The organism is Ameyamaea chiangmaiensis (genome assembly GCF_013376175.1).
GTDB classification, from domain to species: domain Bacteria; phylum Pseudomonadota; class Alphaproteobacteria; order Acetobacterales; family Acetobacteraceae; genus Ameyamaea; species Ameyamaea chiangmaiensis.
Genome location: NZ_JABXXR010000066.1, coordinates 1 through 14,432, shown reverse-complemented (window position 1 = coordinate 14,432; position 14,432 = coordinate 1). Strand labels below are relative to the sequence as shown.

At 65.3% G+C, this 14,432-nt stretch carries 11 protein-coding genes and 1 pseudogene; 8 read left to right on the top strand and 4 right to left on the bottom strand.

What is annotated here, in order from left to right:
* Positions 1 to 404: pseudogene (locus tag HUK82_RS09585) on the bottom strand (quinone-dependent dihydroorotate dehydrogenase); the annotation flags it as partial.
* 107 nt (positions 405 to 511) lie between these two features.
* On the opposite strand from HUK82_RS09585, the gene HUK82_RS09580 reads away from it, so the two are divergent.
* Positions 512 to 724, top strand: a complete 213-nt coding sequence (locus tag HUK82_RS09580; protein WP_176613750.1) for a hypothetical protein — start codon at positions 512 to 514, stop codon at positions 722 to 724.
* 18 nt (positions 725 to 742) lie between these two features.
* Complete coding sequence (locus tag HUK82_RS09575) at positions 743 to 1,378, top strand: helix-turn-helix transcriptional regulator (RefSeq protein ID WP_176613748.1); 636 nt, start codon at positions 743 to 745, stop codon at positions 1,376 to 1,378.
* A 42-nt stretch (positions 1,379 to 1,420) separates the two neighbouring features.
* Here the strand turns inward: HUK82_RS09575 and HUK82_RS09570 are convergent, their stop codons facing one another.
* Positions 1,421 to 2,179: a helix-turn-helix transcriptional regulator gene (locus tag HUK82_RS09570; protein WP_176613747.1), complete on the bottom strand. Its 759-nt coding sequence runs from the start codon at positions 2,177 to 2,179 to the stop codon at positions 1,421 to 1,423.
* Between the two features lie 122 nt (positions 2,180 to 2,301).
* On the opposite strand from HUK82_RS09570, the gene HUK82_RS09565 reads away from it, so the two are divergent.
* From HUK82_RS09565 to lepA, 4 genes are all read left to right on the top strand, one after another.
* Entirely contained in the window at positions 2,302 to 3,570 is a 1,269-nt protein-coding gene (locus tag HUK82_RS09565) for an MFS transporter (RefSeq protein ID WP_176613746.1), read from the top strand.
* A complete protein-coding gene (locus tag HUK82_RS09560; RefSeq protein ID WP_176613745.1) occupies positions 3,563 to 4,432 on the top strand; it encodes an alpha/beta hydrolase-fold protein in 870 nt (289 codons plus the stop codon). Before HUK82_RS09565 ends, HUK82_RS09560 begins: the two co-directional genes overlap by 8 nt.
* Positions 4,429 to 5,328 (top strand): proline iminopeptidase-family hydrolase, encoded by a 900-nt coding sequence (locus HUK82_RS09555; protein WP_176613744.1) that lies wholly within the window; start codon positions 4,429 to 4,431, stop codon positions 5,326 to 5,328. The genes HUK82_RS09560 and HUK82_RS09555 overlap by 4 nt, the downstream gene beginning before the upstream one ends.
* Before the next feature lie 88 nt (positions 5,329 to 5,416).
* Positions 5,417 to 7,219, top strand: a complete 1,803-nt coding sequence (gene lepA, locus HUK82_RS09550; RefSeq protein ID WP_176613743.1) for a translation elongation factor 4 — start codon at positions 5,417 to 5,419, stop codon at positions 7,217 to 7,219.
* A gap of 264 nt (positions 7,220 to 7,483) precedes the next feature.
* Here lepA and HUK82_RS09545 read toward each other — a convergent pair whose 3' ends face one another.
* Entirely contained in the window at positions 7,484 to 10,507 is a 3,024-nt protein-coding gene (locus tag HUK82_RS09545; RefSeq protein WP_246495546.1) for a TonB-dependent receptor plug domain-containing protein, read from the bottom strand.
* 573 nt (positions 10,508 to 11,080) lie between these two features.
* On the opposite strand from HUK82_RS09545, the gene HUK82_RS09540 reads away from it, so the two are divergent.
* Positions 11,081 to 12,025 (top strand): lysophospholipid acyltransferase family protein, encoded by a 945-nt coding sequence (locus HUK82_RS09540; protein ID WP_373318279.1) that lies wholly within the window; start codon positions 11,081 to 11,083, stop codon positions 12,023 to 12,025.
* Between the two features lie 18 nt (positions 12,026 to 12,043).
* Positions 12,044 to 13,315: an MFS transporter gene (locus HUK82_RS09535; RefSeq protein ID WP_176613741.1), complete on the top strand. Its 1,272-nt coding sequence runs from the start codon at positions 12,044 to 12,046 to the stop codon at positions 13,313 to 13,315.
* A 15-nt stretch (positions 13,316 to 13,330) separates the two neighbouring features.
* On the opposite strand, the gene serS is transcribed toward HUK82_RS09535, so the two are convergent.
* The coding region (serS, locus tag HUK82_RS09530; RefSeq protein ID WP_176613740.1) for a serine--tRNA ligase at positions 13,331 to 14,432 on the bottom strand (1,102 nt) is incomplete at its 5' end.

Sequence of the window (14,432 nt, the reverse complement as noted above, 5' to 3'; positions counted from 1 at the left end):
GACGGCAGCGGGCGATGCAGCCGCGCCAGCCGGCGGGCGACGCGGTCGATGCCGTCATTGTTGAAGCCCATGCGGTTGATCACCGCCCCGTCTTCGGGCAGCCGGAACAGGCGCGGCCGCGGATTGCCCGCCTGCGGGCGCGGGGTGACGGTTCCGGCCTCGACAAAGCCGAACCCCAGTCGCGCCAGCGGACGGACCACCTGCGCGCTTTTGTCGAATCCGGCGGCGATGCCGATCGGGTTGGGAAAGCGCAGTCCCATGGCGCGCATGCTCAATGCCGGATCATCGGCCGGTGGGGCGCTGCCGCCCCAGCCGAGCAGGAGGGCATCGATGGCCAGCCGGTGGGCGACCTCCGGGTCCAGGCGGTGCAGCAGGGACAGGGCGAGACGATCGAGTGTGCGCATGCCCCCTGTCCTGCACCACGGGGAACCATCTGAAAAGGGGTGGGTGGCGGCCGCCACCGTCTGCGCGCTTGCACACGCGCCACGGATTGCCGAAGCTGCGCCCCACCATGTGGAACGAACCCTATCTTGAGACTTGCTGCCGTTCGGCCCTGCACAGGCTTCTGTTGTGCACCGACGCCGGACGCCCCGCCGGATACAAGGACCAGCCCTGCCTGACGCGGCTGGAGGCCATGGGCCTGTGCGCCTGTCGCGGCGACCGCTTCGTCATCACCGATGCCGGCCGGGCACGCCACGCGCAGGACATCCGCTCATGCGCCTGACGGCGTGACGGGCCTCTCGTGCTGACGCATGCGGCACTGTGGGCGGCGCTGGACGCACTGGCCCGGCGACGCGGCCTGACACCCTCCGCGCTGGCCCGGACGGCGGGCCTGGACCCCACGAGCTTCAACCCGTCCAAGCGCGTCGCCGCCAATGGCCGCCCTCGCTGGCCGGGCATGGAGGCACTGGCACAGGCCCTGGTCGCCACGGACACGACGCTGGAACAGTTCGGCCGTCTGCTGCGCGGACAGCCCGACACCTACGGTCAGGAGGGCGGACATCAGCCCCCCATGCCGCTGGTGGACGTCTCACGCCTGACCGAGCCGGGCCTCTTCGACGAGGACGGCCTGCCGCGCGCGGCCCTGTGGGACGTCTGGCATCCCGCCCCGGCACATCTCGGACCCCAAGCCTTTGCCGTGCGGCTGGACGAACCGCAGCCCGACGTCCTGCTGCGCGTCGGCAGTGTCGTCACGCTGGCGCCGACAGCACCGCTTCGCCCCGGCGTCCGCGTTCTAGCGGTGACAGACCGGGGCGCCCTGATCGGGACGCTGGACGGCGTGCCCGACCGCCGCGTTGTGGCGCCGCTGGACGGCGCGGCCGCGATCACGTTACCCCCGTCCGCACGTCTGTATCGGATCGCGCAGATCAGTCTGTGAGTTTGTCGGACCGTGTGGCCCGGTCCGGGGCTCAGGCACCCCTCACAGCACACCCTCACGCATGGCCAGAGCCACCGCATGAAGGCGATTGCGCGCGCCAAGGCGGCGGGCGGCAGCCTGAAGGTGCAGGTCGACGGTTGCGACCGAGCACGCCATCGCACGGGCCATCTCCTTGCTGGTCAGTCCCTCGGCACACAGGCGCAGGCAGTCACGCTGGCGTCTGGTCAATAAGGGCCGGACATCGGACACTGCGAGCGACGCCCCAAGCAGGGGCGACACCGAATCCTGAAAGACCGCGGCGAGAAAACCCAGCTGGGGCAAAAACGCGCGTGCATGACGATCCTGCCACGGACTGGCATGCGGCAGGACGACCGTGACAGTGGCAAATCCCCCCGCCGCACCCCGCACGGGCGCCGTCACGCCACGCCGCATGGCGAAGCGGTCCAGAAACTGGACCACTGGGCGATGACGCTCCGCCAGCGAAAGGGCCGTATCGCCGGTCTCTGACCCATAGGACCAGGCAAACGGAGCACAGCTTTGCAGGGCACGCTCCTGCACCGGGTCGATTTGGTAGAACCCCTTATCCTGCCATAGGTGCTTCATATCGATGGGAATATTGGCACCCATCAGGACAGATGGCGTCGCCAACAGGCCGTCGGCCGCATAGGACGTACGAGCATAATCATACAGCACCATCTCGCACCCCAGTTCCCCCAGCGTCGCGCACAGCGCGGCGAAGGCGTCGTTCAGATGCGTGCTGTGCGAAACCCGCTGCCGCAGAACGCCCGCATGATCGGCCATGGTCCTTCCTCCGTTACCCGCATCCACCGCGTCGCTCTGTGTGAATAAGAACCAGACCAGGCGTTTCGACCTAGCGATTTCGATAGATTGAGCCTTCCGCGCGATCACCCGATTATCACGCGATGCGCGCCCCACAGGCCATACCCCACGTTCCGGCAACGACGCCCCCCGTCCGACCTCCATGGCGGCCGCTGCTCGCGCTGCTGTTTCCAATCAACCTGCTGCTGGCGCTCGACCGCAATGTCATGGTGATGGCCGCCCCGCTGATCCAGCACGAATTCCATCTCCACCTTGCGCAGATGGCGGTCGTATTCTCCGCCATGGCGTGGACCTATGCAGCGGGCCAGTTGCCGGCCGGGCTGCTGACGGAGCGGTTCGGCGCGCGGGTCATGCTCGGCCTGGCCGTGGCTGGCTGGTCGCTGTCGACATTGCTCATGCCCCTGGCAGGCGGTTTTGCGGGCCTCGTCCTCTTGCGGCTGCTGCTGGGGCTTGGGCAGGCACCCGACTGGTCGGCGTCACTGGTCACGGTGCAACACTGGTTCGCACCGGCATCGCGAAGCCGGGCGACCGCCGTGCTTCTGGGCGCGATGTACGTGGCCCCGGTCGTCGGCTCACCCCTGACGGGCTGGCTGCTACAGACGTGGCCGTGGCAAGGATGCTTCGCGCTCTACGGGGTTGTCGGGGTGCTGATGGCCGCGCTGTGGATGTGGGGTACCCGGACCAGGCTGCCCCATACACGCCCAACCCATGTCACCCCGGGCGCATCCCTGCGCCGCGTTCTTGAACAACCTCGCCTGTGGATCGCGGGCGCACTCTATTTCGCCGTGGTCAGCGTCCAGAGCTTTTTCATGAGCTGGCTGCCGACCTATCTGATGCAGGTTCACGGGCTCTCACTGCGCTCGTCGGGTGTGCTGACGGCGCTGCCCTGGCTTTCGCTATACGTCAGTGTCACCGTGGCCGGACAGGTGACGGACCGCGTGCTGCGCCATACCGGATCGATCTGGTGGGCGCGTGTTCCGTTAGGCCTTCTCGGTCTGTTGAGCGGCGGCATCGCACTGCTGGCCATCGGCCGCCTGCAGGGCATGCCGTCCATCATCGCGCTGCTGTGCCTGTCGCTGGCAGGCGTGGGTGCCGCGCAGGTATGCGTCTGGGGCTGCGTGCAGGATCTGGGCGACGCCATGGCCGCTACGGTCACCGGATGGGTGGCGCTGTGGGGCAATGCGGCAAGCGGCATCATCCCGATCATCATGGCTCTGTTGGTCGAACACGGACATGGCTGGGACACGGCGCTTCGCCTGCCATTCGTCGTCGCCATGGCCGGCGCGGGCTGCCTGCTCGCCCTGCGTCCGCATCATCCTCTCACACTCCGTCGCGAGAACCGCCATGTCTGAAGCCACCCCTCTCTCGTCGCTGGGATACGGCGCGCTTCCGGCCGTCGCCTGCACGGCGGATCGGCGCTTCTGCTTCTGGTCCTACGTGCCGCGCGCCGCGTTTGACGGGGGGCGACGGCCGCCGGTGCTGGTGGCGGTGCACGGCTCCGACCGGCGCGCCGAATCGCTGCGCGACCAGTTCGCGCCCCTGGCCGAACGCGCGGGGGCCGTGGTCGTGGCCCCCCTGTTCCCGCTTGGCGCCGACGACGGCGATCGCGACGACGGATACAAATATCCCGGGGTCGGAAACGCGCGTCACGACCGCGTGCTGCTGGCCATGCTGGACGACCTGCAACGCCGCTATCCGGTGGCCTGCGACAGGATCGTCCTGTTCGGGTTTTCCGGCGGTGCACATTTTGCCCATCGCTTCATGTTCCTCCATCCCGAACGCGTCCGCTCGGTCTCGATCTGCGCCCCCGGGTCCGTGACCCTGCCCGGCCATCCGCAGCCCTGGTGGGTCGGCACCGGCGATTATGAGGCACGTTTCGGACGCCCCTTTCCGATCGACGCGCTGCGGCGTGTGTCGGTCCATCTGGCGGTGGGGGAGGACGATCTGTCCACCGGGTTGATCACCCACACTCCGCAGAGTCCGACCTGGATGCCCGGAGCCAATGCGGCCGGACGCACGCGCGTCGATCGTCTCCACGCGCTACGGGAGGCGCTGCGGGAGCTCGGCTTCGACCCGCATTTCGAGACACTTCCAGGCGTGGGCCACGACGAACGAGCCCACGTCATCAACGCCAGCCGTTTTCTGGAGCCGTTTCTGGACGGCGCGGACGCGGTGCCCTCTGACCCACCCTCCTGCACGGGACCCACACAATGACCGACGCTACACAGCACACGCTGTCGTTTCGCGGCCACACGCGCACGCTCTACAGCTACGGTCAGGGCGATCGCGTCGTCCTCTTGCTCAACGGCGGTCCCGGCCTGCCCAGCCTGTATCTGCGGGAGCCGCATCGCTTCCTCGTCGAACAGGGCTTCCGCGTCGTCTCATACGACCAGCTCGACTGCGGCGCGTCCGATCGGCCCGGCGATGCGGACAACTGGACCGTGACGCACTACGCCGATGAACTCGAAGCCGTGCTCGACTGGCTGTCGCCCGTGCGTCCCCACGTGCTCGGACATTCGTGGGGGACATTTCTGGCCATCGAGACCGCCCTGCGATGTCCGGACCGCTTCCGCTCCCTTATTCTCGCCGATGGGGCAGCGGACATCCCCCACCTCGTGCATGAACTGAACACCCTGCGCAGCCATCTTGGCAACGAAACCATCGCGATGATGCGCTATTTCGAAGCCAGCGACCGACTCGATCATCCCGCCTATCAGGCCGCCGTGACGCTGCTGAACTATCGGCATGTCTGCCGGCTGGACGACTGGCCCGATGCGCTCCGGACCTCGCTCGCGGACTGGAACATGGCGGTATACCGGACCATGCAAGGGCCCAATGAGTTCACCTTTACCGGCAATTATCGCCACTGGTCGCGCCTGCAGGACCTCCCGCGCCTGACCATGCCGACGCTCGTACTGTGCGGACGGCATGACGAGCTTACGCCCGCCTGCTCCACCGCAATGGCGCGTCAGTTGCCCAACGCGCGGATGTTCGTGTTCCCATGCAGTTCGCATATGCCGTTCCTTGAGGAACCGGACTCCTACGCGGACCTGCTCGGCTCTTTTCTCCGCAGCGTGGAGGCGGGCTCGTTCGTATCGCAGGAGGTCTGACGGGCGCGCCCGGCGCCTCGATGCGAACCGCCGGTCGGGCGCGGGAACACATGCTGACTTTTGACCCGAACTCTTCTATATCGGCCGCATGACCGACACGCCCCTCTCGCTGATCCGCAATTTCTCGATCATCGCCCATATTGACCATGGCAAGTCGACGCTGGCCGACCGCCTGATCCAGGCCTGCGGGGCGCTGACCGCGCGCGAGATGACCAATCAGGTCCTCGACAATATGGACATCGAGCGCGAGCGGGGCATCACCATCAAGGCGCAGACCGTGCGCCTCACCTATCCGGCCAAGGACGGCAACACCTACGTCCTGAACCTGATGGACACCCCCGGCCATGTCGACTTCGCGTATGAGGTCAGCCGTTCGCTGGCAGCGTGCGAGGGATCGCTGCTGGTCGTCGATGCGTCGCAGGGCGTGGAAGCACAGACCCTGGCCAACGTCTATCAGGCGATCGACGCGAACCACGAGATCGTGCCGATCCTGAACAAGATCGACCTTCCCGCGGCCGAGCCCGAGCGCGTTCGGGCCCAGATCGAGGACGTGATCGGCATCCCGGCCGATGACGCGGTCGGCATTTCCGCCAAGACCGGCCTGAACATCGAAGGCGTCCTCGAAGCGCTGGTCACGCGTCTGCCGCCGCCCACCGGCGATGCCACGGCGCCCTTGCAGGCGCTGCTGGTCGACAGCTGGTATGACGCCTATCTGGGCGTCATCATTCTGGTGCGGATCATGCAGGGGCGCCTGAAGCGCGGGGACAAGATCCGCATGATGGCCTCCGGCGCGGTCTACGCGGTGGACCAGGTCGGCGTGTTCGCCCCGCGCATGGTGCCGGTCGACGATCTGGGCCCGGGCGAGATGGGCTATATCAACGCGGCCATCAAGACCGTCGCGGACTGCAATGTCGGCGACACCATCACCGACGACCGTCGTCCCGCGACACAGGCGCTGGCCGGGTTCAAGCCTTCCATCCCGGTGGTGTGGTGCGGTCTGTATCCGATCGACGCGGACGACTTCGAAAAGCTGCGTGACAGCCTGTCCAAGCTGCGCCTCAACGATGCCTCGTTCCATTATGAGGCCGAGACATCGGCGGCGCTGGGGTTCGGATTCCGCTGCGGCTTCCTCGGGCTTCTGCACCTCGAGATCATTCAGGAACGCCTGTCGCGCGAGTTCAATCTCGACCTGATCGCCACGGCCCCCTCGGTGGTCTATCGTCTCTACCGTACCAATGGCGGGATGGAAGAGCTGCACAACCCGGCCGACATGCCGGATTCGTCGCTGATCGAAAAAGTCGAGGAGCCCTGGATCAACGCGACCATCATGGTGCCCGACGACTATCTCGGCCCGGTGCTGAGCCTGTGTTCGGAACGGCGCGGCATCCAGAAAGACCTGACCTACGTCGGCAATCGCGCCATGGCGGTCTATCGCCTGCCGCTGAACGAGGTCGTGTTCGATTTCTATGACCGGCTGAAATCGATTTCGCGCGGCTACGCCAGCTTCGACTACCAGATGGACGACTATCAGGAGAGCGACCTCGTCCGCATCTCGATCCTCGTCAATCAGGAGCCTGTGGATGCGCTGTCCTTCATCGCGCACCGTTCGGCTGCGGAATCACGCGGTCGTTCGATCTGCGCCAAGCTCAAGGAGCTGATCCCGCGCCAGTTGTTCAAGATCGCGATCCAGGCCGCCATTGGCTCGCGCGTGATCGCGCGTGAGACGATCGGCGCGCTGTCCAAGGACGTGACGGCGAAATGCTATGGCGGCGATATTTCGCGCAAGCGCAAGCTTCTGGAAAAGCAGAAGGAAGGCAAGAAGCGCATGCGCCAGTTCGGCAAGGTGGAGATTCCACAAAGCGCGTTTCTCGCGGCGCTCAAGATGGACTGACCGTCGCTGCGCAACGTGGGCGGATACGAAGAAGGGGCGGTTTTTCCGCCCCTTTTTTTGCGTCCGCCAACTCTTCAATCTTGGGTGCGGCCCGACGCCACGGTCCGGCGCTGTTTCTCCCACGATCGAGGAAGCGGCGCGGGACAGGGCCGATCGCGCGACCGGCGGGTGCCCGAAAACTTTGCTCTATGCCCATACGAAAAAAGCTCCGGACATGGTCCGGAGCTTTCCCGTCCTGGCTGCGCGTTGCGCAGGCTGACGTGATCAGAAGTTCACGCCGACCTGGGCGAAGACGTAGCGGCCAATCATGTTCTCGCTGTAGATCGCGTTCGCGGTGTTCGTTGCAGCGTCGAAGACGAACGGCGGATCCTTGTCGAGGATGTTGTTCACACCCACCTCGAAGTTCCACTGCTTCAGGCGATAGTTCACCGTCACGTCATGCGTGAAGATGCCCGGCGTGCGCCACTGTCCGGCGGTCGCCGCCGTCAGGTCGCCGTTCTCGGTCGACTGGCTGTTCCACCGCATGCCACCGATATAGTGCATCATATAGGTGAAGCTGAAGTTGCCGTGCGACCACGTCGCCGTCGCATAGTCGGTCACGCGCGGCAGACCGTTCGTGCCACCAACATACGCCGAACCGGCATAGAACAGACGACCGGCATAGTTATACCACTCGCCGCCCGGCGTGTTCTGCTGCAGATAGCTGACCAGCTGCTGGAAGTTGTTCGACAGCGTCAGCGTATCGAACGACGACAGGCGGATGCGGTAATCGAGGTCGAAGTCAATGCCCGACGTCTTCAGGCCACCGAGGTTGGCATCAAGCGTCGTGACGTAATTCAGCTGCTGGTTCGAATTACGCGAGATGTCGCTGCAATACTGCGTAGCGGAGCCAGTGTAGCATCCGTCCATCGCATACTGCGCAGCCAAAGCGCTGATCTCGTTCTTGATCGTGTAATGCCAGTATTCGACCGACGCGGACAGACCGGGGATCCAGCGCGGGGTAATGACGGTGCCGACCGTATAGGTCCGGCCAATTTCCGGCTGCAGCTTCGAATTGCCGCCGCTGATGGCAGGGACCTGACCAGGATTGGCGGACTCGAACGTTGCGGTGTTGATCCCCTGACGGGCACACGTTGCAATCACGTTGGCCGACAACCCACCATAGGACGAAGCCTGCGCACAGGGGTCGGTTGCCGCGGCGTAGCCCAGCGCCTGACCGCCATAGAGTTCATAGACATTCGGCTGGCGATAGGATGTGCCCAGCGTCGCGCGGAAGCGGATATCGCGGATCGGTGCCCAGTTCAGGCCGACCTTCCAGTTCTGCGTGTTGCCGAAGGTGTTGTAGTGCGACCAGCGACCCTGTGCGTCGGCCGTCAGATCCTTGGCGAGAAATGCGTTATGCAGAAGCGGGAACTTCGCCTCGCCATACACTTCGGTCGCGTTGAAACCACCGCCGGAGTAAGCCTGCGTGTTACCCGTGGTGTCACCGTTCTGAGCCAGCGGATCCGGCGTGTAGCTCAACTGCTCGCTGCGGTGTTCGACGCCGAAGGCCAGACCAATATTGCCACCGTTCTTGTACGGCAGTTTGGCGACTCGATCGTTGTTAACACGCAGGTTGAAGTCACGCAGCATATACTGTGCATGATCTTGCTGATTGAACTTGGCGTAAGACGCGGCCTGCTGCGACATTGGAGCGAACGGGCTGGACAGCACGCATCCTGCGCTGGCGTTGCAAACGGATGGGTTGTACGTCACGGCGCTGCCGGGATCGCTCGGGTTCGTCTGGACGATGCCATATTCTTCAAGAATATGACGATAATTGCCCATGTTGTCGGTCTCGTAACGACCCTGACTGATGCCATAAGTCATCGACGCATCGTAGTTCCAGTCGCCGACGATCACGCCATTTGCACCGCCGATGATCTGAAGATTATCGGTGCTGGCGTTGGAGTTACGAGTGCCCAGATCAGTGTAGCGCTTCTGGATCACGGCATCTTCCCCCTGCAGCAACCCATTCTGCATGTAGGGTGCGTTGCCGGGCAACGTCAGTGGATTGGCCAGAGTGGACGGGTAGATGCTGCCCGCCACAGGAGAGGCAGCCATCGTATCGCTGGCCGTCTTGTGATTGTAGCGGACGTTCGCATACAGGTTGAAATGACGGTTAAACTGATAGTGCGCATCGCCAGTCAGAGTCGAACTCTGGAGATAGTTCGAAAGATTCTGGTCCTGGGCATAGTTGTAGCGATCGGCACTTGTATATTGGTGAAAGCCGCTGCCGTCGGTGTTGGCGATCATGCCCGCCGCCGGACCCGACAGAATACGCGCACCAGCCGTGTAGCCCGAACCATAGAGCGGTGTCTCGCCGGGGTCGTTGCTCACCTGCGAGTAACGCGACCAGTCGCGGTCGCGCTGCATCACCGGTCCCTGGCTCATGTACTGGCCGGTGATGGTGATGTTGCCGCGATCGTGGTCGAAGTTCCAACCCTTGAAGCCCGAGATCAGGCCGGTGCGGGAATCCGCATGATCGGTGATGCCGCCACGGAACGTCAGGTTTCCGGTGTTAAGGTCGTGACGAAGCTTGATGTTGATGACGCCCGAGACGGCATCGGCGCCGTATAGCTCCGAACCACCATCCTTCAAAATTTCCACGCTGGAAATCATCTCGACGGGAATCGTGTTCATGTCGACGCAGGCCGCGCCCGGATCCTGCGTCGTGCGCTTGCCGTCGACCAGAACCAGCACGCGTGTGCTGCCGAGGTTGCGAATATCCGAGCACGACACGCCGATGAATCCATTGGTCTGCGTGTTGGCGGCGCCCGAGTTACCGATTGAAGGCAGCCGCTGGAGGTAGTCGCCCAGCGTCGCTGCCGACGTCTGCTGGATCTGGCGCGACGTGATCACCTGCACCGGATTGGCATTGGTGTTGTTCGATGTACGAAGCATCGAGCCAGTCACGACGATGTTCTCGTCCGACGAAACCGGGGTAGTCGCGAGCGCGGCGCGATTGGTCGCGGCGTTCGTAACCGTTACCGGACGGGCGACGGGCGCATAGGGTGCGGCCGTGTAGGCTGCGGGCGCGGCCTTCGTCGACGCTTTGGACGCCGCCGTATGCGACGCATGCGTCGTATGGCGGGCGTGGCTTGCTGGCGTGGGTTTCGTTGCTGTGTCGGTCGTTGCCGCCGACTGTGCCGATGCGGCAACAGGCGCCTGGAACCAGGCAACGAGCGCCGTCGCGCCCATCAGACTTGCGCCCAGGGTACGTCCGCGGGAGCGGCGCGGCGGGGCCATGCCATGCCTTTCGGCACGGCCAGAGGCCCTGTCAGACGTAAATTGCATGAACTTTCCCGTCGAATGAGTTTTTTTACGGCGTTTGACACCGCAATGGTGACGAACCGTATCCAAATCCTGAAAGAACGGACAGGCCCCGTTACAAATCCATGTCAGATTGCGGCGGCACGTTGCATCAAAGTCACAGTTAAAAATCGCTCTGAAGCCGTAACGTCTCTATAGGCACGACTACAGACACAGGTTTGTTTATTCGGCATTAATAACGTCGCCTTGAGTACACTGGATCCGGTTGCGCGATGTGACATACGGGCTACATGGCACCTCGTGCCGATATCGTGTCCGTTCGAAACGTTTCCATACACTCTCCGGGCCCGTTACCCCGGGGTGCAGCCGATGTCTGCGGTGTCGGAAAGGCTGACCGCACGTGCTGGCGGTTGCTCCGCGCCGGCCTCGGACGCTATGCAGTCCCCGATGAGCGCCGTCGCCCCCCATCCCCCCCTCCCTGCGGATCGGCCCGCGGCGGCGGATCAGCCCCGTCGACCATCCCCGGGCTTGCCCGCGGACAGCCGACGCGTGCGTCCGGCGTCCGTCCTGTCGACCGGTCGCGTCGCGTGGCTGTCCGCCGCACATACGTCCCTGATCGACCGGGCCCGGGCGGTGCGCGGTGTGGCGCGTTTGGCGCTGATCACGATATGGGTGCCGCTGTCCGTCGGGTTCGAGGCGCTTTTGCTGCTGGTCCCCGGCACTGCCAAGATCCGCTGGACGCGCGTGATCTGGGGCGTGTTGTGCCGTCTGCTGTCCCTGCGCATTCGCGTGCGCGGTCAGCGGGCCGGGAGCGTGGGCGGCGCGCGTGCGCGTGCACGTGGCGAGCGGCCGGTGATCTACGTCTCGAACCATTCGTCGTGGCTGGACATTCCGGTGCTGGGCACGGTCCTGCCGTCCGTGTTCGTGGCCAAGGGCGAGATCGGGCGCTGGCCCATCATGGGGTTGGTGTCGAAGATCGGACGCACGATCTTCGTCAGCCGCAACCGCAGCACCACGGTGCGCGAACGCGACGAGATGATCACCCGGCTGGCCGCGGGCGACAATCTCGTCCTGTTTCCCGAAGGCACCTCGTCGGATGGTTCGCGCGTGCTGCCGTTCCTCTCCGCATTCTTCGCGATCGCCAAAATGCCGAAAGTCCCCGGCGCCCGCGCGCAGGAACTGGACGACATGCCACGTTACCCCGACGGACTGACGCCGCTGATCCAGCCGGTGTCGCTGGCGTACGACCGCCTCGACGGGCTCGCGGTCAACCGGGCCCGGCGCCCCGTGTTCGCCTGGTACGGCGATATGGATCTCGGCCCGCATGTCTGGCAACTGGTGAAGTGGCGGTCGATGCGTGCCTCGGTCATCCTGCACCCTGCTCTCGATCCCCACGACTTTCCAAGCCGCAAGGCGCTTGCCCAGGCGGCATGGCGCGCCGTATCGAATGGTGCGGCGGCGCTCCGCCAGAATCGCGATACCTCACCGGCCTGACGGCCGCACCACAACAGGATGCCAGCCCTGACCACGCCCCTGTCGCGCAGCGACGTCCGCACGCTTGCCCTCGCTTCCCTCGGCGGCGCGCTGGAATTCTATGATTTCGTCATCTTCGCGTTCTTCGCGAAAGTCATCGCCGCGCATTTCTTCCCACCGTCGCAGGCGGAGTGGCTGCGCCAGACACAGACGTTCGGCCTGTTCGGGGCGGGCTATCTGGCACGGCCATTGGGCGGCGTGGTCATGGCTCATTTCGGCGACCTTCTGGGGCGTAAACGCATGTTCACCCTCAGCGTGCTGCTGATGGCGCTCCCGACGCTGGCCATCGGCCTCCTGCCGGACTTCGCGACACTGGGCCTCAGCGCACCGCTCGCCCTGCTGGCGCTGCGGATCGCACAGGGCGTGGCCATCGGCGGCGAAGCCCCGGGCGGATGGGTGTTTGTCGCCGAACATGCGGGGCCACGTCGTACCGGGACGGCATGCGGCCTTCTGTCCGCGGGCCTGACCGCCGGCATCCTGCTGGGCGCGCTGGTGTCCCTGATCCTGCACGGCGCCATGACGGAGGCGACCATCGCGGACTGGGGCTGGCGGGTGCCGTTCGTCATCGGAGGCGTGTTCGGGCTGCTGGCCATGGTGCTGCGCCGCTGGCTGCGGGAAACCCCGGTGTTCGTCGCCCTGCACGAACAGGGCGAACAGGCGCGCGAGATGCCGATGGTGCTTCTGCTGCGCCATCACCGGCGGGCGATCGTGCTGTCCATGGTCGGCACATGGACCCTGACGGCAGCCATCATCGTCCTGTTGCTGATGATGCCCGCATTGCTGCAGACGCTGCATCACATACCGGCCGGCGCGACCCTGCGGGCCAATCTGGCCGGAACCTGTGCACTGACACTGGGCACCGGCCTGGCCGGAATCGCGAGCGATCGCTGGGGGATGCGGCGCGTTCTGCCGCCGGTCTGCTTACTGCTGGTGATCGGGTCGTACGCCCTGTATGGCGTGGCACCCGCCTATCCGGCGCTGCTGGTGCCGTGTGCCGTTCTGGCTGGACTGGGCGGCAGCTATGTGGGCCTTCTGCCGGTCGCCATGGTGCGCGCCTTTCCCGCCGCCGTGCGATTCTCCGGCCTGTCGCTGTCGTATAACGTGGCCTACGCGATCTTCGGGGGCCTGACACCGGCGGCGCTGTCCGCGCTGGTGCCGCATGCCGGTCTGGCCCCGGCGCATTACGTCGCGCTCGCCGCCGTTGCCGGCTTCATGGCCGTCTGGCGGATGCCCCGGTCAGAGCAGCCCTGACCGGGCACGCGGCGTTCAGGCCCCGATCCGCTCCAGTCCACCGAGATAAGGGCGCAGCACCTCGGGCACCGTGATGGCCCCGTCCTCGGTCTGGTAATTCTCCATGACCGCGATCAGCGTGCGCCCCACGGCCAGACCCGAACCGTTCAGCGTATGGGCAAAGGCGGGCGCGCCTCCGCCGACCGGGCGATAGCGTGCGTTCATGCGGCGCGCCTGAAAATCGCGGGTGTTGGAACAGGACGAGATTTCACGCCACGCCTGCTGGCCGGGCAACCAGGCCTCCAGATCGAAGGTCCGCGCCGCGCCGAAGCCGGTGTCGCCCGCGCACAGCGCCAGGCGGCGATAGGGCACGCTCAGCCGTTCCAGCACGGTCTCGGCACAGCGCGTCATGCGTTCATGCTCTTCCGTGCTCTGTTCGGCCGTGGTGATGGAAACCATCTCGACCTTGGCGAACTGGTGCTGGCGCAACATGCCGCGCACGTCGCGGCCGGCCGAGCCGGCCTCGCTGCGAAAACACGCCGACAGAGCGGTGATCCGGCGGGGCAAGGTGTCGACATCCAGGATATCTCCCGCGACTGAGGCGGTCAGCGGCACCTCGGCGGTGGGGATCAGCCAGCGCCCGTCATCGGTCCGAAAGGACTGGTCGGCGAATTTCGGCAGCTTGTCGGTGCCGTACATCGCCGCCTCGTTGACCAGGACGGGCACGTTCGTCTCGGTGTAGCCATGTTCGAGCACATGCAGGTCCAGCATGAACTGCCCCAGTGCGCGCTCCAGCCGCGCCAGACCGCCCCGTAGCACGACGAAACGGGCGCCGGACAGCTTGGCGGCGGTTTCGAAATCCATCTGGCCGAGCGCTTCGCCCAATTCGAAATGCTGTTTCGGCGTGAACGCGAAGTTCGGAATGTCACCCCACTGATGCACCACGACGTTGGCGGACTCGTCAGCCCCATCGGGCACCAGCGGGTCGAGCCGGTTCGGCAGCACGGCCAGCGCCTCGGCGATCTCGGACTCCAGCGCCACCGCCCGCGCCTCGAGCGTTTCGACCTCGCCCCGCAGGGCCACGCCTTCGGCCTCCAGCGCCGCGCTGTCGCCGCCGGCCTTGCGCAGGGTCCCGATC